The organism is Blautia sp. JLR.GB0024, assembly GCF_037000545.1.
GTDB classification, from domain to species: Bacteria; Bacillota; Clostridia; order Lachnospirales; family Lachnospiraceae; genus Blautia; species Blautia celeris.
Genome location: NZ_JBANBF010000005.1, coordinates 166,656 through 186,521, shown reverse-complemented (window position 1 = coordinate 186,521; position 19,866 = coordinate 166,656). Strand labels below are relative to the sequence as shown.

Sequence of the window (19,866 nt, the reverse complement as noted above, 5' to 3'; positions counted from 1 at the left end):
TGAATATCCCTGCGCTTATAATCTTTTAGATTGGGAAGATGCAGGGATTTTCAGCCTGAGAAATGTAAATGACAGATATGCTAATTTTTGATTTGATTTAATGCAGCTATGGGCAGGCCTGTTTTTGCGGAGATTTCTTCCGGGCTTTGGCCTTTTAGAAGCAGTTTTAATGCGAGTTTTTCCTGTTGGGCTCCCTGCCCCATACCGTTTTAGAAACCTGGCTATGTGATTGATATATTTTACTTTGCTTAGCTCCGTATACTGGCTTTCATAGTCGATCAGTGCCACAGAATGATCTTCCGGCTCAAAGAGATTATCCGTACTGAGTTCGCTGGCCTCGATTGCCGGCAGATTCACCGGAAGGACATTCACAACCCGGGACATAGGAATGCCATAGACCTCAAGGGATTTTTCCTTCAGCCCGTGACCGAATATTTTTGATACGATATCTTTATTTTGATATGCAATATCACTCATGCATTATCTCCTTTTATTTTAGCAAATTATAACAAGATATTCAATCAAAAATTATGTCAAAAGCAGCACCACGCTTTCAAACAGACACGGCAAAATAGTGACATAAGTTCCGCATCCGGATATTTTGTTTTCATAAATAAATTGAGATTTTTGGCGAAACGCCGGAATGCAGGAAAGCCTGCTAAGATGAATGATCTGGCTGCAAATGAGCCATACCCGTATCGGGCAGCCTGCCTTATAGCCCGCTATATACTGCAGGGTTAAATAACAGATAGTGACAGGATACAGCATTCGGATGTTCTGTCAATGGGTTATAAAAATTTTATATTTTGGCTCCTGCTATTTGCAACAGACCAAAGGTCGAGATAGTTCCCTCTGTTCAGAATCTCTGCTATTTGTTATAATTTCAGGATAGATAACGAAAAAAAGGAGTACAGATGAAGAAAATAGCAGTGATTGAAGACGACGAACTTCTGAATAAAGCCCTTGTCATCACTCTGGAAAAAGAGGGGTATCAGGTGACCGCCGGAAAATCATGCAGGGATGGGATCGCTCTGCTGCAGGATAACCCTGACCTGATGTTGGTTGACATAAATCTGCCGGATGGGAATGGAATCTCCATCTGCCGGGAGGCGGAACGCTTTAGTAAGATACCGGTTCTTTTTCTGACTGCCAGGGATGAAGAGCGCGATATGCTGGAGGCATTCGAGGCCGGATGTGATGATTATGTGGTCAAACCTTTTCAGATGAGTGTGCTGAAAAAGCGGATTGAGGCCATTCTGCGCCGAAGCGGCGGGGAGGAAGACAGTTTTCTGTTTCGCGGCCTCAAGATCAATTGGAAGAAAAAACAGGTGTTTTACCAGGAGCGTCAGATAAATCTCACGGCAAAGGAGTACAGTCTTCTGGAACTTCTGGTCCAAAACCGCGGACAAATTCTGACAAAGGAGATCATACTGGAGAGAATCTGGGATATTGACGGTCAGTTTGTGGTGGAAAATACAGTGAGCGTCACCGTCAACCGCCTGAGAAAGAAAATAGAACCGGACAATGCCCATCCCATATTTGTGAAAAATGTATTCGGCCTGGGATACACTTTCGGAGATTAGCCTATGAAGAAAAAGATATATTACACAGCAGGAATCCTGCCCATTGCCGCGGGGATTCTGGCTTCCTTTCTGACCGCGGATGCCGGATATCTGCTTCTGACGGCCTGTTTTCTCTGCTGTTATCTCCCGGTGTTTTCAGGTATAAGAAAAAAATACGAGGATGATCTGATACAGATATCCGATATTCTGGAACAGCTTATTCAGGGAAACGGCAGCCCTGTCACAACAGAAACCGCTGACAGCCTGGTATCAAAACTCCAGGCACAGACTGTAAAAATCCATGCCATTGTGACAAAATACAATGAAAAACTTTTGGAAGAACAGGAGGAGGTCCGCCGCTTTCTGTCAGAGATTGCCCATCAGATCAGAACCCCTCTCACCAATATGGAGACCTACCTTTCCCTTCTGCGTGAACAGGAGCTGACAGCAGAGGAGCAGGATACCTGCATCCGGGCAGTGGAGCAGTCAGAGCGGAAGATAAAGTTTCTCACAGAGAGCTTCATTTCCGCATCCCGCATGGAACACCGCATTATCCAGATCAGAAAAGAGAGACAGAACCTCAGAAAGACCCTGGCAAAAGCCATTTTCCAGGTAAGGAGGAAGGCAGAGGAAAAACACATGGAAATAACTCTGGATTGTCCGGAAAACATCTCTCTTCCCCATGACAGAAACTGGATCTCCGAGGCAGCAGCCAATCTGCTGGACAACAGCATTAAATATTCCCCTGAAAATTCAGAAATCATTGTCCGGGCAGTGAAAAATGAAATGTTCACACAGATTGAAGTCCGCGATTTCGGCATGGGGATCGTTGATGATGAGAACCGCATCTTCCGTCGTTTTTACAGGGGGAGCAACGTGAACAGCCAGGAGGGATTCGGTATAGGACTGTATATCACAAGAGAGATCGTGAAACAGCATGAAGGGTTTTTGAAAGTGAAAAAGGAAGCGGACGGTACTTCCATTTCCATTTATCTTCCCTGTTGAATAGACATATTAGATTTTATTATAGTAATATGGTAAAAATACCTGAGGAATAAATATACACAAACAGGATTTAGAGCAGAGTATATCATGTTCTAAATCCTGGAGTCTACTATTGCATTGTATAAAAGAGAAATACGGATATATTTTATGTCATTGCGCTAAACACGTATCCAATCACTTAATGCTTTATGTGCCGTAAAATTATATAATCTTTTATAGAGGATACCGTTTATTTCTTTGTATTGATATGCTATTTTATCTGCTCTTGTAAGAGCGTTTTCGGTAAGCATTTTTTCATCAGCAGGGTGCGTAATTGTGGACTCTGCTGAAACCGGAACAGGTATAACAGTTGATAATGTTAATGCGGTTATTATTATAGTTAAGTAGTTATTTTTCATGTTGTTTAATGTCCTCCTCACTTTCATATATTGGGAAATTTTTAAATTCATCAACAATTGATGATGTAGTATACACAAATTTTCCACCAAGATACAAATCAAATTCATGTCCGTTTTTTATGTAATAAGAGTTGTTTTCGTCATAATAGTATATCTTATCTCCATCTTCATCATATTCTGGAAAGTAAACCGGTTCCAATACAAAACTGAATGACAGTATAAATAAAACTGCAATAAATGACAGACTAAAAATGGAACCGCCTTTAACATTGCCATGAATAATACAATTCAAACGCTGAATCATCCTTGAACGGGAGTGTCCATCTGCCAATGCGTAAACATTCATACGATTTTTTTGACGATGGTTTAGATGTTTTAACGATTTAGATATGCACTCCAAATACTCCGTCCTATCCTGTTGCGACAGGTTTTGGGTCAATGAATAATCCACGAATAATTCTTGTGTCTGATTTAAAAGCGGAAATAAAAAATGTAATAACAATGGATTCCACCAGTATAATGCAGTCACTATATCAGCCAGAAATTTAATGATAAAATCTTTATGCTTCAAGTGAAGTAATTCATGCTTAAAAACATATTTCAAATCTTCTTTGGCATAAATATCAGGTAAAATTATAATAGGATTCCGTATACCAAAAATAGCGGGGGTTCCCAAATTATCAGAGATTATAATTCGGCATCTGTTTTTTCCATGAGGAAAGATAGAATAATAAGTTTCGTCGAAAGCTGTCTGTATCTCCACAGAAACTGTTGACTTTATGTGATTCAGGTAATTATGATAAAATAGATAGCCGGTTATTCTTTTAAACAGATAAAAAAACGTTCCTGAAATCCAGATTATTGTAAAGATAACTTTGGGTGTAATTGCAAAGGTTTTAATGGAAAATAAAGTAGTATTAAACATATACTGCAAATCCAGCAAAAGTCCATCAGAATAAAAACTTTTAGTGAGGTGAATGGAGTGAAAATCAAGGGGAAGATATCCTCTTAATATGATGAACAAAGCGAAAACATAAATACATACGATACCAAATCTTGATAAAATATGATTATGAAACAGTAACAGATATAAAATACCAATTAACAGTGTAAGTGAAATCGAACATGCAAAAAACGATGAGAACGAAATTTCCATATATCACTTCCTTATTTTCTCTTTGTAATTATTAATTAATGAATCCATTTCCTGAATAAAATCATCGTCAATATTTTGCGATTCTACCAAAGCTGAAATAAAGGAAAAAACACCTTTTCGGGCATTGTCTTCGTGAATCACAGTATCAAAGAGCTGCTTTTGTTCTTCATAAGCAGCTTTTGTTATTGTCGGTTTATATGCCCTTCCTGTTCTGGTCTTTGTCTGAACAATGGAGTCCACTTCAAGAAATCCCTTTTTTTCTAAAGTGACAAGCAATTTTGCTACAGTATTTCTTTTTAATTCTGGATGAGTCATTAAAATTTCAGAAATAACACAGGGATGGCCGATATCCCATATCGCATCCATAACATCTTCTTCTTTTTGGAAAAGCTGCTTCATTGTTCGTCCTTTCTTTATTGAGTGAGATAATACTTATTTATAGATGCATCAATAATACATCATTAAACATAAAAAATCAATATATATTTTTATTAAAACAGATAATATATGCATTGACAATATATATATTATTATGTATTATAAATACATAATAATTCGGATTATTAAAAAGATTTATGTAAGTATATAAACTGTATTCTTATATAAATTTAATGGTGCTTAATGTAGTAGGTATGAGAAAAGGAGAATGCTTATGAAAAAAAGAAAGATTTTGGGTATGTTATGTGCTTTGAGTATATCTGTTATGGCGGGAGTGCCAGTTTGTGCTGCTAATACAGGAGATATGCCGCTTCCAAATAAACTTATAGGTTTTTCCTATAGTCAGGCTGCCATAACACTTGAACGTCCTAAAAGTGATGCTTCATCAAATTATGTTCAAAATACATCAGGATTTGATTTATGGGTTGAATCGCGTACACCAAGTGGTAAAAATTTGACAGTTAATGGACATGCTATTGTACCGACTGCCAAAAGAAGAGTACGCAATAATATATATGAATCAGGTTATAGAAGCTGCAAATTATGGATTAATACAACAAAATCAGGAACTACAGGTTATTTAACGGGTTGCTGGAGTCCAGACTGTGCAGGAGATTATCCAGCGGCAAATTAACTAAAAGTCAATAGATTTATGCCGGAAATAAACTACATAGTTTATTTCCGGCATAAATCAAAAGAGGAGTATCCCGCATGAAGAAGAAAACTCATATATTTGTAATGACCATAACAGTCTTAGCTATCTGTCTGACAGCATGTTCACAAAAAAACAAAAAGGAAACCTATGGAGAATATGGAAAGGGATCAAGTGATATCTTGCAGGAGGAAATAAAAATAGATGAAAGAGCAGATAGTGTTTATTTTTTGGGGGAAATTGTTGAAGCTTTTGAGCTTAGGGGAGAAGCAGTACCCCATCATATTTTAAATTATGAGCTTACTGATGCAAAACTCTATTCCTCACCGGAAGAAGCCGCTATACAAAGGGAGCAGATGGTGAACGCTTCATTTTATAATTTGCCTTCCGGAGATGGAGAAATAGTATATAAAGATGTTGCAGAGTTCAGCCTTCTGGTTTGTGATATTAATATTAAAAATATTGACGCTGAATATCTCAATATAGCAGCGTTATCTTTGATTTATATGGATCCGGACAGTAAAGAAACAAAATGTATAACAGATCCATGTTATTTTTCAAAATCAATTAGTATTGCTGAACCGGATAATTCAGACTACTTTCATTATGAGCTTTCTAAAGGTAACAGCATGGATGCAAAAGTTGCTTGGGCTGTAGATACAGATGTATATGATAAAAATAATTTCTATCTCTGTACTTCCTATGGCGGTGATGAATCTGTAGTAAAATATATTAAACTGGATTTATAGTCGGGGTATTATATATGAAAAAGATGGTTCGAATAGAAATAAGAAAAGCGATCCTAAATAAATTTTTCGCTTTTTCCGTAATAATAGGATGTGCCATTACTATGCTTAGCCTGGTATATAATATTGACGTATATCAGAGACATCTATATATGCTGGAAGAATTATCAAAAACAACATCTGTTATCGAAAACCCTGTACCGGAGATGTTTTCATTGTTTAATCATTGGATCGGCGGGGAGCCATTTTCACTTGGGTCCTCCATGTATTTTTTTGTTTTTCCATTGCTTGTTGCGATTCCTTATGGTTGGTCTTATTGTGAGGAAAAAAACAATGGATATAATAGAATAATTGTAGTCCAATCAGGAGCAAAAACATACTTACTATCCAAGTACATTGCGGTTTTTCTTTCAGGGGCTGTGGCTATGGTAGTTCCTCTTTTATTTAATTTCATATTAACTGCTATGTTTTTTCCGGCTGTTACACCAGTCGTAATATACGATACAGCTTATGGAGTATTTGGAAATTCACTGATGTCTATGTTCTATTACACGGTTCCTTTTTTATATGTGTTTTTGTATATTTGTATTGACTTTGTTTTTTGCGGATTTATTTCCTGCATCAGTTTTTCGTTATCCTCATTTGTAAAGTATAAGTCTGTTGTTGTTATTCTGCCGCTATTTATATTTCTGATTCTTCATTATACCAGACAGTTTGTTTATACCTCTTATGGAATTACTTATAAAGAAATATCACCCTTGTATTTTCTTAGACCGGTACGTGCTGCATATGATGCCTCCTGGTCTGTTGTTTTAATAGAAATGGCTGTAATATTTTTCGTTACATTTACAATAACTATGGTATGGGAGCGAAAACATGAAATTTACTAAAAATATAGGATTCGATATACAAAATGGAATTTTAAAAAATAAAGATTTGTTTTTATGTCCCATATTCATTGCTATAATAACATTTGTAAATTTCAGGAATCAAGTAAAGCAATTAGAGGTATTACATATGCTTAACCCCAATTCTGCGTCTTTTGCTGATTATTGGTTTTTTCTTTATGGAGGGATGAAGGAATATATTCCTTCACCCGGGAATCCTTTTCTTTTCCCTGTTGTCTGGATTTTGCTGTTTGTTACTCCGGCATTTCTGGTATTAAATTATCCGGTTAGAAATATGCAGGATATAGGGACACAGATACTGGTATATGGTAAAAGCCGTTCTTCTTGGTGGATGTCCAAATGTTTTTGGAATTTTATCTGTACAATTCTATTTCATCTAATTATAGGATGCCTTGGCGTATTACTGTGTATGTTGAATAAAATTTTACTGTCACTTTCTTTTAATATGGATTTGCAAAGTATACTATTTGCATTTGGAATGGAGACAGGAATAAAAGAATGCAGTGCAATACCGGTTTCAGCCTTTCTTTTGCCAGTGCTGGTTTCCGCAGCCATTAATTTGGCGCAGATGACTTTCGCCCTGTTTGTTGGTCCTATGTTCAGTTTTCTGCTGTGCTGCGTTTTTTGGATTGTATCAGCATATTGGGCCCAGCCTTATATATTTGGTAATTATGCAATGATTCTCAGGCATGTATGGTTTTGGAACAAAGGGGTTTCTGTAAATACAGGCTTATTTATATCTGTTATGATAATTACGGTGTCCCTGATAACGGGTCTGATAAGATTTCAGCATTATGATATTTTAAATAAGAATCAGGTGAATATATGATGACAACGATAGAGATAAATCATTTAACAAAGAAAATTCATAAAAATCTTGTCCTGCAGGATGTTACAATGAAAATGTATTCCGGTAAAATATACGGGCTGCAGGGTATCAATGGTTCAGGAAAGACAATGCTGATGAGGGCTATTATTGGCTTTATACGTCCCTCATCAGGAACTGTATTGATTAACGATAAGATTTTGAGTAAAGATATTGAATTTCCGGAAAGCATCGGATTTCTTTTGGAAACGCCTTCTTTTTTAGACAGATATTCGGGTTTCGATAATTTAAAAATACTGGCAGATATTAAGCGTGATTTGTCTGAACAGGAAATCAGAGATACATTAAGCCGGGTAGGACTTGAACCGTATGATAAAAAGAAATACCGCAAATATTCACTTGGCATGAAGCAGAGGTTGGGAATAGCCGCAGCTATTATGGGAGAACCGGATATAGTGATTCTGGATGAGCCCACAAATGCCCTGGATACAGAAGGAATAGGTATGGTTAAGACGATTCTGGCACAGCAGAAGGAGCGTGGTGCATTGGTTATTATATCCTGTCATGATCTTAATCTGCTGAAGGAAATATCAGATGAAGTTTTTCTTTTAGAGGGTGGGAAGATAGTAAATACGGATTCTTAACTATTCTTATGGATGGAGGGAGTTGCTGTTGAAGAAAAAGAACGTTATTATTACAGGTTCCATTCTGGCTTTTCTGACGCTTTTCAGTATTCGTGTTTTTATGGTTAATACAGATATTAAGAGAGCAGTTGTTAAAGAGTACAATGAGCATGAGGTTGTTCCTTTCGGCAGTGATTTTAATGATAACTCAGGGGACTGCCTGGATGGTTATACACTGGAAGTTCTGGACAATGAATTTTTGCCTGTAGATGAATTTCTGGAAAAATATAATCTCAGCGATAAATTTACACCGGATGAAGCAACTGAGTATTTTTATTTAGTCAGAGTATCGGGAGGTAATATAGATAATATGGAGGGAACTGAAAGAGGACTGGCAATCTATTATCTTACTTTGACAGGGACAAATTACTTTATATTGCCTGATGAAAATGCGTTTGAGGTACTGAATCCGGGTTTTCCGGGCATTGCTTTTTCCTTAAGACCGGGTACTACAAAGGAATTTTTGCTTGCTTATGCGGTCGATTCGGATATATGCAGTAACTATAAGCGATTACCGGAGACCAAACCCCGATTACAATTGACAGAATATCCTAATCGAAAAATGATAAAGTTAAAATAAATAATAAAACAGGAACAGACTCTTCTTAAGCAACTGTTCAGTACGGGGTGTCCCGCAATGCGGAAACAGACTATAAAAGTACTGAATAGCGGGTTTCATTTGATCTGTCCCTGTTTTTTTGTCCTTGGTTTCAACAGAAATATGTTTGACAGAAGAGTACAGATTGTCTATGCTGAGACGGAAAGATAAAAAAGAGTTTCCCGGAATTTTATCAAAGTTTTTTCCCTGTTAGAAGATTGTTAGATTTGTTTGTTATCTTGAGGGTATGTAAAGATATAGGGTGTATATATGGACCATATTTTACAAATAAACGGGCAGGCAAGGAGGAAAGTATGGAAATATTAAGGACAAGAGGCCTTGAGAAGATTTACAAAACAGGGGAGCTGGTAGTCCGGGCGCTGGACGGCGTGGACATAGATATCAGTGAGGGAGAATTTATCGCAGTCATAGGTTCCTCCGGGTGCGGCAAGACCACCCTTCTCAACATGCTGGGAGGTCTGGACTATCCCACCACCGGAAGCGTGATGGTAAGAGGATATGAGCTGGCAGCCATGGATAACGATGAACTGACCGTATTCAGGCGCAGGAACATCGGCTTTGTTTTCCAGAATTATAATCTGGTTTCCGTGCTCAATGTGTATGAGAATATTGTTCTGCCTTTGAAGCTGGATGGTGTGAAGATCAACAAAGAATTTGTGGACAGGATCATTCATTCCCTGGGCCTGGATGAGAAGGTGCACCAGATGCCGAACACCCTTTCCGGCGGGCAGCAGCAGCGAGTCGCCATAGCCAGGGCGCTGGTGACAAAACCGGCCATCGTTCTGGCGGACGAACCCACCGGAAACCTGGATTCCAAAACCGGTCTGGAGGTAATTGGTCTGATGAAGACCATGGCGGAAGAATATTCCCAGATCATAGTCATAGTCACCCACAATGAGGAGATTGCCCAGATGACCGACCGGATGATCCGGATGGAAGACGGGCGGATCTGCAGGAGGGAGGAATGACTATGGAATTAAGGAATAACAACAGGGAAGTCATCCGGGAGCTTGCGCGGGCCAATTACAGGAAGAACAGGGGGAGAAACCGTGTCCTGACGCTGGCAGTTGCCCTGGCTGTGTTCATGGTATTCGGAGCATTCAGCATTGCCAGGGGGAAAATGGAGGCAGACTATCTCTTATACGCCAGAAATGACGGCAGCGTTGCCAGCCTCTCCCTGGAAGACGGCTCAGAAAAGCAGTATGAAAAAATAAAAACACTGGATTATGTGAAAAATACAGGCCTGGAAAAAGACTTTGCCGTCTGGTATAAGGGCGGAGCACCTGTACTGGGCTGTACGGTTCTCGACAATACGGCATTTGAAAAACTGATAAGACCGGCCTACACAGATGTCACAGGCCATTACCCGGAAGAAGCGAATGAAGTTATGCTCCCCCTTCGTGGATTAGAGCAGCTTGGCATTGAAAATCCCCATATAGGAATGACACTGGATGCAGAACTCCGGTTTCAGGAGAACAGGGATGCCATAGAGAGCAGTTTCGTCTTATCCGGTTATTATAAAGATTATGTAAACCCCATATTGAATGCCCCTGTGGCCTACTTCTCTGAGAAATATCTGGAAAGTCTGGGGATTCCCCTATTTCCGGCCAGCTATATTCTCATGGAACAGAACGGTTTTTTTGCAGACGGTGAACTTATGGAGGCGAAACTTTATGAGGATGTGTCCACGGAATCTGTTGCCCAGCAGTTTATTGGGATGAATTCCCTGGCATTTACGGTGGTGGAGGATTTTATCGGCAGCTATATGGTGGCATTTCTCTGCAGTGTTATGATTCTGGGGGGAGCCTTTCTGCTGATTTACAATGTAATGTCCATCACTCTTGGCAATGATATCCGCCAGTATGGTCTGTTGAAAACCATTGGCACGACCGGCGGACAGATCAGAAAGATTGTGTTCTGCCAGACCGGGAGAATGATTCTTGCAGGATGCCTTTTAGGGGCTGCTGCCGGTTCTTTTGTGGTGAAATTTTTGCTTCCGGGGACGCTGGGAGAATTATATCTCCACGGTATGGGAAGTGCCGGAGGGATGGCTGTGTTTTATCCCGCATTTCTGGCAGCCAGTGTGGTGTTCGTAGGACTGACAACGCTTCTGGCCGCAGGGATCGCTGTCAGAAAAGTGGTGAAGTTCAGTCCCATAGAGTCTGTCCGTTACGAGGAGACTGCATCTGCGGCAGCCAGCCATACCTACCGCCGTCAGAGGCGCACCCGGCAGCCGCGGAGCAGTATCCTGCAGAGACGTGGAAGCAGGAAACACTGCAGTGACGGGGCATCCATTGCAGGGATGGCATGGCGGAATATTACACGTTCCGGGAGAAGATTTGCAGTCACCCTGCTGTCCCTGAGCATGGGGTGTATCTGTGCGCTGGGAGCAGTAGTCATAAGCAGGGGGACGGATATTACAAACAGTATTGAGGAGCGGCACGACTTTGAAATCAGTACTTTTACAAACATTGACCGTGACGCGGGATATGCATCATATGATTGGGATGATAACACACCGGTCATTACAGAAGAGTTAAGAGACAGAATACTTGCAGTTGATGGTGTGTCTGAAGACAAAATGGGATATACAAAAGGCTGCTTTGCCATGATCAATATGCCCTCTGAGACAAACGGAACAGAGGAGGGAGGGGACGAAGCCCTTCTGCCCCGTCTGAAATCTGTATACGGCACCACAGCCGTAAGTTTTTTTGCCACGTTACAGATTGTAGACGATGCGTTTGTTGAAGAACTGAGAGAATATGTGGAGGAATATGGGATAAATGCGGATGTGGACAGCCTCGAAAACGGTACAGGCACCATGCTTCTGCATACGCATGAGCTGTCAAAAGAATTGCAGGAAGATGGTGATGAAACGATTGGAATGCCTCTGCATTTTTACAGCCTTTCACTATTTGAGAATAAAGTGGATGACAAGTATCTGAAAGGGGAACTTTCCTGCGCCGGATACCTGGATATATCAAAAAAACACTTTCCCAAACTGAATATGACAACCCACGGAAGCGGGATCAATTATTTTATCATGACAGAGAAGGCTTTCAGGAGCCTGAATTTCAAGGAAAAAATCTTCGGTATACAGATTGATGTGGACAGGCAGAAGGAACCGCTTATCAAACAGGAGATTACCGGAATTATACAGCAGGACAACAGGACCAGAGATGAAAAGCACTACATCTATATGAACAGCAAATCAGATGCCCTGAATGACGCCTCCTCCTATATCCGCGCTAGCCGGATTGTTATGGGGGTACTGAGCGTTCTGCTGATGGTGATGGGAATTGCAAACTATTTCAATACACTTTATACAAGTCTGTCATCCAGGCAGAAGGAACTGGCTGTTATGGAGAGCGTGGGGATGACCAGAAAACAGCTTGGCAGGCTGGTGGTCCTGGAAGGTGCATTCTATGGCCTGAGTGTGATTGGGATTCTTCTTACGCTGGGCTCCGCTGTCCTCTGGTTTCTGGGAAAGGCCATAAAACAGGACCTGCTCTATTTTAAATTCTATTATCCCTGGGCATGGACGGCAGTAATTGCGGCAAGCCTGCCTGCAATCTGTATACTGACCGCAGTCTTCATGTACAGCCGGATGACGGGAAAGAGCATAACGGAGCGTCTGCGAAGATATGCGGACTGACGCTGCCTGCAATTTATGCAGATAATCTGCAGGTTTCATTAATATAGCCCGTTACGCCCTGGCTTTGAAAGGTTGATTGCACTTTTCAAAGCTAAGGTGTAACGGGCTGTGCTGAATCATCAGGGTTTTATTGACACTATTATTTGATTTGTCATTGACTTAACATAGAAAAACCACCCGAATACTTGGCCAGTTGAGGGTGGTTTTTCTTTCCTTTATTTCCTGGTCAACCCACCTTGTGGGCGGTTGTTCTTTTTATATTTTTATCATAACAGATTCAAGATATTAATTCAAGATATACTTGTCTTGTTTATTACCACAATTTACAACTAATAAAATATAAATTTTAAAATTATCTGTAACGAAAGAAACGCTGGCAACTCTTATGGATAAGGAGGACGAAAGATGCAGGATATAGAGCAGATTTACACAAAATATGCTGTCCAGGTATACAAATACTTGTTCAGCCTCTGCCATGATCCCCATACTGCGGAAGAACTGACGCAGGAGACGTTTTTCAGGGCCATGAAATCCATAGACAGCTTCCGGGGTGACTGCAGACTCTATGTCTGGCTCTGCCAGATTGCAAAGAACCTTTGGATAAAAGAAGTGAAACAGTCACAGAGGACAGCAGTGTATGAGCCGGAAAAGGAAATTCCCTCAGATGCCATGCAGCCCGATGAGGAGTTGATAGCCAGGGATGAGAGGCTGTACCTGTACAAGAGACTGCATCAGCTTCCGGAACCTGTACGTGAGGTCATGTATCTGAGAATCAGCGGGGATTTCAGTTTCCGGGAAATCGGGGAGATACTGGGCAGGGACGAGAACTGGGCGCGGGTAACATTTTACCGGGGCAAGCAGAAAATCAGAGAGGAGAACAGGCATGAAATGTGATGTAGTACAGGACCTTCTGCCTTCCTATGCAGACGGACTGACCAGCGAGGAGAGCAACAGAGAAATTGAAAAACATTTAAAGACATGTGAAAAATGCAGTAAATATTACCGGGAGATGACCGGGGAAGTTCCTGAGATCCTGCCGAAAGCGGACGTGACGGATGCAGCTCTGATCGTGGGAATGAGGAAGAAGAGGAAAAAGGTACTGATCGCTGCGGCGTTTGCTGTCATAATTCTGGCCGCGGCCCTGGTCTGGACTTTTACAGGGTACAGCATGGGGAGCAGAAATGTTCTGTCCAGTGATGTAAAATTGTCTTACGGCCTGAAGGAAAACGGAGCATATCTGGAGCTGACGCCAAAAGGAGGCGAACTGGAATTCAATGGAATGACAGAAAATATAGAGGACAGCAGCGGCAACATCATCGGCACCCGTACCTACCTGAAGGCCCTGCGCTTTAGAAAAGGACTCTTTGTCCAAGGCAGCATGGGATGGGAAAATGAGATGGCAGGCGATGCTTACATCTGTGAATGGGTCCTGGAGTTTTCCGATAAGACCATCACGATCAGAAACGGAAAACTGATCAGTGAAGAGAACATATCCTCTTCAGAACAGAATTAGAAGATAAGAACAGATTGCAGCAAAGGAGAATCAGGGGTGTCTGATTCTCTTTCTGTGCATAATGTACAGAAAATAGAGATAAAAATTGTACATATAATGGAATCTACCGAAAACAGTTGACTTTTAGAACATGGGATGTTAGGATGTAATCATAGAAAAACAACCAACGTAGGATGTTAAAAAACGGGGGGACACTAAAGGAGGTATTTATGAAAGCTAGGGTGTTAAGCCTGCTGACTGCCGGAGCCGTTATGACAGGGCTGCTTACGGGGTGCAGCGGCGGAACGAAGAATGTGGAGGCTTCCGGGGAAGCCGGAAAAGGGTATCAGAAGATTGAACTGGTCATGGCAGTGAACGGAACGGACATTCAGATCGACTCCAGAGTGGCGGACAAATTTGCGGAACTGGTGGAGGAGGCATCCGATGGAAATGTGACCATAGCCGTCTATCCCAACGACCAGCTTGCAGGAGGAAACTCCACAAAGGGAATTGAGATGATCGCAGGCGGAGGCGTGGATCTGGCAGCCTATGCCACATGTGTTATGGCAGTCATTGACGAACAGCTTTCCGTGGCAACGATCCCGTGGATCTTTGATGATTACCAGCATGCCAGAGAGATCATTGACAACACCGGAGGGGAATACTACGCGGAGCGGCTGGAGGCAAAGGGAATCACCTATCTGGGCTCTTTCCACAACGGTTTCCGCCAGATCACCAACAGCAAGCGTGAGGTCCGTACACCGGAGGATGTGAAGAGACTGAAGATCCGTGTGCCGGGCAGTGAAGTCTATATGAAATTCTTTAAGACCTTAGGGGCAGATCCGGTAGCCATGAGCTGGAGCGAAGTCTTCACAGCTATCCAGCAGGGAACCATCGACGGACAGGAGAACGGTATCTGCATTACAGAGTCCGCCAAGATGGATGAGATCCAGGACTACCTCACTTTATGGAACTATACATATGAGAACGACCTGTTTGTAGCCAACACAGAGATCTGGGAATCCCTGGAGCAAAAAACAAGGGACCTTCTCCAGGAGAAGGCAAAGGAAGCCTGTGAGTGGGGAAGGGATACTGTGGAGCAGGAGGAGGCTGACATTGTGGAGGAGTTCAGATCCGAGGGTATGACCGTGACAGAACTGACGGAGGAAGAACTGGATGCTTTCAAGGAAGAGATCAGCGGCGTGAAACAGGAATTTATTGAAAAATACGGCGAGAAAGCCTGCGAAGCTTTCCGGATAGAGAGCAAATAGGAGAGGGAGGAAATAAAATGCGGATATTTGACAAGATAGAGGAGATACTGGCGGCGGCCTGCCTGATCGTTATGACGATCCTCACATTTGCGAACGTGGTTGCCAGATACCTGTTCAGTGCATCCTTTTCTTTCTCGGAGGAGATCACCACATATCTCTTCGTACTGCTGAGTATGCTGGGTACAGCCATAGCGGCAAAGCGGAGAGCGCACCTGGGACTGAGCATTGTGACCGACGCGGTCGGGCCGAAGGCAGAGAAGGTGCTGAAGATCATCGGTTACTTTGTGGCAGTTTTGTTTACCGGAGCTATTTTCTACTATGGAATCCTTATGGTGAGGAATCAGAGGATTCTGGGACAGGTCACAGCAGGCATGCAGTGGCCGGAATGGATCTTCGGTTCCTTTGTACCGATCGGTGCATTCTTTGCGACAATACGGTTTATACAGGTTCTGATAGAAGAGATTAAGAGAAATCCGGAAGAGGAGGTAAGCAAATAGTGGTAGCAGCAATTCTATTTATCAGCTTCGCCGTACTGCTTCTCATGGGAGCGCCCATAGCTGTGTGCCTCGGTACCTCCAGCGTGGTAGCTATGATTGCCCAGGGGGCAGGAAGACCGCTTGACACGGTAATGAGCAGTCTTCCCATGATCGTGTCGGCGTCAACCAGCAAATTCGTATTACTGGCAATTCCTTTCTTCATCCTGGCAGGAAACATCATGGAGAAAGCGGGAATATCTGAGAAACTCATCAAACTGGCCGAGGCCTGTGTAGGACATATCAGAGGCGGACTTGCCATTGTATGTGTCATCGTTGCCTGCTTCTTCGCGGCAATTTCCGGTTCAGGCCCGGCAACCGTGGCGGCACTGGGAGTTATCATCGTGCCGGCCATGATCAAATCAGGCTATAAACCTGCGTTTTCCGCAGCGTTAATGGCAGCGGCCGGAGCCATAGGGGTCATCATTCCTCCCTCCATAACCTTTGTGGTATATGGCTCCATCGCCGATACATCCATCGGGGACCTGTTTATCGCAGGACTGGTACCGGGTCTCCTGATGGGATTCGCACTCATGGTAGTGGCGCTTCTGGTAGGAAGAAAATCCGATCTGAAGACACTGCCGAAGGCCAGCAGGAAAGAGCGCTGGCTGGCATTCAAGGATGCTTTCTGGGGACTCATGATGCCGGTCATCATCCTGGGCGGTATCTACGGCGGTATCTTTACCCCCACAGAGGCCGCGGCGGTATCTGTGGTATACGGTCTGTTTGTAGGAATCTTTATTTACAAGAAAATAAGGCTGAAAGAATTCTATGCCCTGCTTCTTGATACCACATCCACAACAGCCACCGTTATGTTCATCACAGCGGCAGCCAGCCTGTTTGCCTATGTGCTCACAAGGGCAAGACTCGACGTGGCAATCAGTTCCGCACTTCAGAATGCCACAGGCGGAAATGTAATTGTTTTCTTTATTATAGTAAATATTATCCTGTTGATCGCAGGATGCTTCCTGGATTCGACCTCAGCGTTATATATCTTTACCCCGCTGTTCGTACCGGTGGCACAGGCGCTGGGCGTGAATCTGATCCACCTGGGCGTTGTGATGATCGTCAACCTGGCAATCGGACTTTTCACACCTCCGGTAGGTGTAAACCTCTATGTGGCCTGCGGTGTGGGAAATGTAAATCTGAAGCAGATATCAAAAGCAGTTGTATCACTGATCATAGCGGCATTGATCGTACTGCTGTTAGTAACCTATATACCTAAAATCTCATTATTATTCTTATAAAAAGGAGCGAGGAATATGAAAAATGTAAGTGTTGAAGAACTGGAGAGACAGAGTATTGAACTGAGGAAAAAGGTGATCACCATGATCCACAAAGCAAAATCCGGACATCCCGGCGGCTCCCTCTCCGCTGCTGACTTTGTGACAGCCCTGTATTTCAGGGAGATGAATCTGGACCCGAAGAACCCGAAATGGGAAGACAGAGACCGCTTTGTATTGTCAAAAGGCCATGTATGCCCTGTACAGTATGCGGCTCTGGCAACGCTTGGATTCTTCGATGAATCCGTGCTTGGCACCCTCCGCCAGGAAGGTTCCATTCTGCAGGGCCATCCGGATATGAAAAAATGTCCCGGCATTGATATCTCCACAGGTTCTCTCGGCCAGGGACTTGCCTGCGGCGTAGGAATGGGAATCGCAGCGAAAAAGGACAACAGGGACTACCGCGTATTCGTAGTCGTGGGTGACGGCGAATGCCAGGAAGGTGAAATCTGGGAGGCAGCCCAGACTGCGCACAAATACGAGCTGGATAACCTGGTAGTATTCGTAGACAACAATAATCTGCAGCTTGACGGCACCACAGATGAAGTCATGCCAAACATCAACCTGGGTGATAAATTCAAGGCATTCGGATTCGATACCTATGAGATTGACGGACACGATATGAAGCAGATCGTGGACACTCTGGACAGAATCCGCATGAGAAAGAACGGAAAACCAAAATGCATCTTTGCCAACACAGTAAAAGGAAAAGGCGTTTCCTTTATGGAGAACCAGTGCGGATGGCACGGAGTGGCACCAAATGATGAGCAGTATGCGCAGGCAATGAAGGAGCTGGACGCGCAGCTTAAAAAACTGGAAGTCAGAAAATCAGCATAAGCGGATGGAGGATAAGAATATGAGCGAAGTAAAGAAAGCGACCAGAGATGGCTTTGGTGAAGAGATTGTAAAGCTGGGCAAACTGGACAATGATATATATGTAGTGGACGTAGATATAGGCAAATCCTGCAAGACAGGAGAGTTCCGCAAACAGCTTCCCAAGCAGTATCTGAATGTGGGCATAGCGGAGCAGAACGCAGCCGGTGTTGCGGCAGGTCTTGCGACCTGCGGAAAAGTCCCGTTTGTAGTGACCTACGCGGTATTCGGTTCCCTGAGGATGTGCGAGATGATCCGCCAGGAAATCTGTTACCCGAAACTGAATGTGAAGATCGCCTGCTCCCATGGCGGCGTTACCCCTGCCAATGATGGCGCAAGCCATCAGAGCATTGAGGACATGGGTGTTCTGCGCACCATACCCAACATGACCGTGCTCATGCCTGCAGATTATCATGCAGCAAAAAAACTGGTAAAAGCAGCGGCAGAATATGAAGGGCCTGTGTATCTGCGTTTTACAAGGGACGCGATCCCGGTCATCTACCCGGAAGACGTGGAGTTTGAGATTGGAAAAGCCAACAAATTAAAAGAAGGAAAAAATATTTCTATCATTGCCAACGGCGATACTGTTTCCATCGCATTGAAAGCGGCAGAGCAGTTAGAGGCACAGGGTGTATCCGTGAAACTGCTGGATATGCACACCATCAAACCTCTGGACACAGATGCGGTTATGGAGTGTGTAAATGAGACCGGTAAGATCATCACAGTGGAAGACCACAACATCATGAACGGCCTGGGCAGTGCAGTCAGCGAAGTGGCAGCAGAGACAGGCAGATGCATGGTAAAACGCATCGGTATCCGGGATCAGTTCGGACAGTCTGCTCCTTATGAGAGACTGCTGGAAATGAACGGAATCACAGTGGAAAATATTGTGGAGACAGCAAAAGAATTAGTGAAATAAGTATGAGAAGAATTATCAGGAGGATAAGAAAATGTTTGATTTTGACGGACAGGTAGTAATCGTAACAGGAAGCGGCTCACCGAAAGGAATCGGCAGGACCATTGCAAAAACCTTTGCAAAACAGAAAGCAGCCGTAGTGATCGCGGATATGAATGAGGCCGGTGTACAGGACACCGTAAATGAGATCAGGGCAGAGGGCGGAGAGGCTATGGGAGTGACCGTAAATGTCACAGATGAAGCATCCGTACAGAAAATGGTGGATGACATCATGGACGCCTATGGCAGAATCGACGTGCTGGTAAACAACGCAGGTATTTCCCAGAAGGTGACGGTTGCGGACATGACACTGGCAGATATGAGAAAGATTTTTGAAGTCAACATGTTCGGCCTGTTCCTCTGCACACAGAAGTGCATGAAGGTAATGCGTGACCAGAAATACGGAAGGATCGTTAACCTGTCCTCTGTATCTGCCAAAAGAGGCGGCGGCGTATTCGGCGGAGCACACTACTCAGCATCCAAAGCGGCTGTACTTGCATTTTCCAAAAACCTTTCCAGAGAGATCTCTGCAGAAGGCATCACCGTGAACAGTGTCTGCCCGGGACTGATCAACACAGAGATCTGGAAATCACTTCCCAAAGAAGATGCAGATAAGATCATTGACGGAATCCCCATGGGCCGCCCCGGTGAGACACAGGAAGTGGCAAATGCCATTGTATTCCTGGCATCCAGAGAAGCGTCCTATATTACAGGCGAAGAGATCGACATCAACGGCGGTTCCCATATGGATTAACCAAATGCAGACACCCCCTTATTTTATCCGGCTGTAATAGACAAAATCTGATTTTTA

The 19,866-nt window shown here is 43.2% G+C and carries 22 protein-coding genes; 18 read left to right on the top strand and 4 right to left on the bottom strand.

The genetic code is table 11. The annotated features are described in order from the left end of the window. Window positions 1-15: 15 nt before the first annotated feature. Complete coding sequence (locus V8Q34_RS13975) at window positions 16-477, bottom strand: hypothetical protein (RefSeq protein ID WP_227245761.1); 462 nt, start codon at window positions 475-477, stop codon at window positions 16-18. 437 nt (window positions 478-914) lie between these two features. On the opposite strand from V8Q34_RS13975, the gene V8Q34_RS13970 reads away from it, so the two are divergent. Further along, on the top strand, window positions 915-1,583 hold the full coding sequence (locus V8Q34_RS13970; protein ID WP_335835717.1) for a response regulator transcription factor: 669 nt from the start codon (window positions 915-917) through the stop codon (window positions 1,581-1,583). A 3-nt stretch (window positions 1,584-1,586) separates the two neighbouring features. Next, the gene (locus V8Q34_RS13965; RefSeq protein WP_335835716.1) at window positions 1,587-2,567 is read left to right on the top strand and encodes a sensor histidine kinase; all 981 of its coding nucleotides are present in this window, start codon (window positions 1,587-1,589) and stop codon (window positions 2,565-2,567) included. A 158-nt stretch (window positions 2,568-2,725) separates the two neighbouring features. Here the strand turns inward: V8Q34_RS13965 and V8Q34_RS13960 are convergent, their stop codons facing one another. The 3 genes from V8Q34_RS13960 to V8Q34_RS13950 are packed head-to-tail and all read right to left on the bottom strand — an operon-like array spanning window position 2,726 to window position 4,520. After that, window positions 2,726-2,965, bottom strand: coding sequence for a hypothetical protein (locus tag V8Q34_RS13960; protein ID WP_335835715.1), 240 nt, complete (start codon window positions 2,963-2,965; stop codon window positions 2,726-2,728). Further along, a complete protein-coding gene (locus tag V8Q34_RS13955; protein ID WP_335835714.1) occupies window positions 2,955-4,121 on the bottom strand; it encodes a M56 family metallopeptidase in 1,167 nt (388 codons plus the stop codon). The genes V8Q34_RS13960 and V8Q34_RS13955 overlap by 11 nt, the downstream gene beginning before the upstream one ends. A gap of 3 nt (window positions 4,122-4,124) precedes the next feature. Next, the gene (locus V8Q34_RS13950) at window positions 4,125-4,520 is read right to left on the bottom strand and encodes a BlaI/MecI/CopY family transcriptional regulator (RefSeq protein ID WP_227209755.1); all 396 of its coding nucleotides are present in this window, start codon (window positions 4,518-4,520) and stop codon (window positions 4,125-4,127) included. A gap of 253 nt (window positions 4,521-4,773) precedes the next feature. Between V8Q34_RS13950 and V8Q34_RS13945 the strand changes: the two genes are divergently transcribed. The 16 genes from V8Q34_RS13945 to V8Q34_RS13870 all read left to right on the top strand — a co-directional run bounded on the left by V8Q34_RS13945 (window position 4,774) and on the right by V8Q34_RS13870 (window position 19,809). Then, window positions 4,774-5,193 carry a DUF2712 domain-containing protein gene (locus V8Q34_RS13945; RefSeq protein WP_227209756.1) on the top strand — a complete coding sequence of 140 codons (420 nt, stop codon included), beginning with the start codon at window positions 4,774-4,776 and terminating at the stop codon, window positions 5,191-5,193. Between the two features lie 77 nt (window positions 5,194-5,270). Then, complete coding sequence (locus tag V8Q34_RS13940) at window positions 5,271-5,960, top strand: DUF5027 family lipoprotein (protein ID WP_335835713.1); 690 nt, start codon at window positions 5,271-5,273, stop codon at window positions 5,958-5,960. Window positions 5,961-5,974: 14 nt separating this feature from the next. After that, complete coding sequence (locus tag V8Q34_RS13935; RefSeq protein ID WP_227209758.1) at window positions 5,975-6,847, top strand: hypothetical protein; 873 nt, start codon at window positions 5,975-5,977, stop codon at window positions 6,845-6,847. Further along, window positions 6,834-7,694 carry a hypothetical protein gene (locus tag V8Q34_RS13930; protein WP_335835712.1) on the top strand — a complete coding sequence of 287 codons (861 nt, stop codon included), beginning with the start codon at window positions 6,834-6,836 and terminating at the stop codon, window positions 7,692-7,694. Before V8Q34_RS13935 ends, V8Q34_RS13930 begins: the two co-directional genes overlap by 14 nt. Next, the gene (locus V8Q34_RS13925; RefSeq protein WP_335835711.1) at window positions 7,691-8,335 is read left to right on the top strand and encodes an ATP-binding cassette domain-containing protein; all 645 of its coding nucleotides are present in this window, start codon (window positions 7,691-7,693) and stop codon (window positions 8,333-8,335) included. The genes V8Q34_RS13930 and V8Q34_RS13925 overlap by 4 nt, the downstream gene beginning before the upstream one ends. Window positions 8,336-8,363: 28 nt before the next feature. Next, complete coding sequence (locus V8Q34_RS13920) at window positions 8,364-8,954, top strand: DUF5028 domain-containing protein (RefSeq protein WP_335835710.1); 591 nt, start codon at window positions 8,364-8,366, stop codon at window positions 8,952-8,954. Window positions 8,955-9,286: 332 nt separating this feature from the next. Continuing rightward, the gene (locus tag V8Q34_RS13915) at window positions 9,287-9,961 is read left to right on the top strand and encodes an ABC transporter ATP-binding protein (protein ID WP_335835709.1); all 675 of its coding nucleotides are present in this window, start codon (window positions 9,287-9,289) and stop codon (window positions 9,959-9,961) included. Window positions 9,962-9,963: 2 nt separating this feature from the next. Further along, the gene (locus tag V8Q34_RS13910; RefSeq protein ID WP_335835708.1) at window positions 9,964-12,648 is read left to right on the top strand and encodes an ABC transporter permease; all 2,685 of its coding nucleotides are present in this window, start codon (window positions 9,964-9,966) and stop codon (window positions 12,646-12,648) included. A 405-nt stretch (window positions 12,649-13,053) separates the two neighbouring features. Continuing rightward, window positions 13,054-13,542 (top strand): RNA polymerase sigma factor, encoded by a 489-nt coding sequence (locus tag V8Q34_RS13905; RefSeq protein ID WP_033139874.1) that lies wholly within the window; start codon window positions 13,054-13,056, stop codon window positions 13,540-13,542. Next, complete coding sequence (locus V8Q34_RS13900) at window positions 13,532-14,161, top strand: zf-HC2 domain-containing protein (RefSeq protein WP_335835707.1); 630 nt, start codon at window positions 13,532-13,534, stop codon at window positions 14,159-14,161. Before V8Q34_RS13905 ends, V8Q34_RS13900 begins: the two co-directional genes overlap by 11 nt. Before the next feature lie 209 nt (window positions 14,162-14,370). Next, entirely contained in the window at window positions 14,371-15,411 is a 1,041-nt protein-coding gene (locus V8Q34_RS13895) for a DctP family TRAP transporter solute-binding subunit (protein ID WP_103732613.1), read from the top strand. A gap of 17 nt (window positions 15,412-15,428) precedes the next feature. Continuing rightward, on the top strand, window positions 15,429-15,908 hold the full coding sequence (locus V8Q34_RS13890) for a TRAP transporter small permease (RefSeq protein ID WP_033139871.1): 480 nt from the start codon (window positions 15,429-15,431) through the stop codon (window positions 15,906-15,908). Then, window positions 15,908-17,191: a TRAP transporter large permease gene (locus V8Q34_RS13885; protein ID WP_054351468.1), complete on the top strand. Its 1,284-nt coding sequence runs from the start codon at window positions 15,908-15,910 to the stop codon at window positions 17,189-17,191. Before V8Q34_RS13890 ends, V8Q34_RS13885 begins: the two co-directional genes overlap by 1 nt. 15 nt (window positions 17,192-17,206) lie before the next feature. Beyond that, a complete protein-coding gene (locus V8Q34_RS13880) occupies window positions 17,207-18,064 on the top strand; it encodes a transketolase (protein WP_103732612.1) in 858 nt (285 codons plus the stop codon). 19 nt (window positions 18,065-18,083) lie between these two features. Continuing rightward, on the top strand, window positions 18,084-19,019 hold the full coding sequence (locus V8Q34_RS13875) for a transketolase family protein (protein WP_335835706.1): 936 nt from the start codon (window positions 18,084-18,086) through the stop codon (window positions 19,017-19,019). Window positions 19,020-19,050: 31 nt separating this feature from the next. Continuing rightward, complete coding sequence (locus tag V8Q34_RS13870) at window positions 19,051-19,809, top strand: SDR family NAD(P)-dependent oxidoreductase (protein WP_227209767.1); 759 nt, start codon at window positions 19,051-19,053, stop codon at window positions 19,807-19,809. Window positions 19,810-19,866 lie beyond the last annotated feature (57 nt).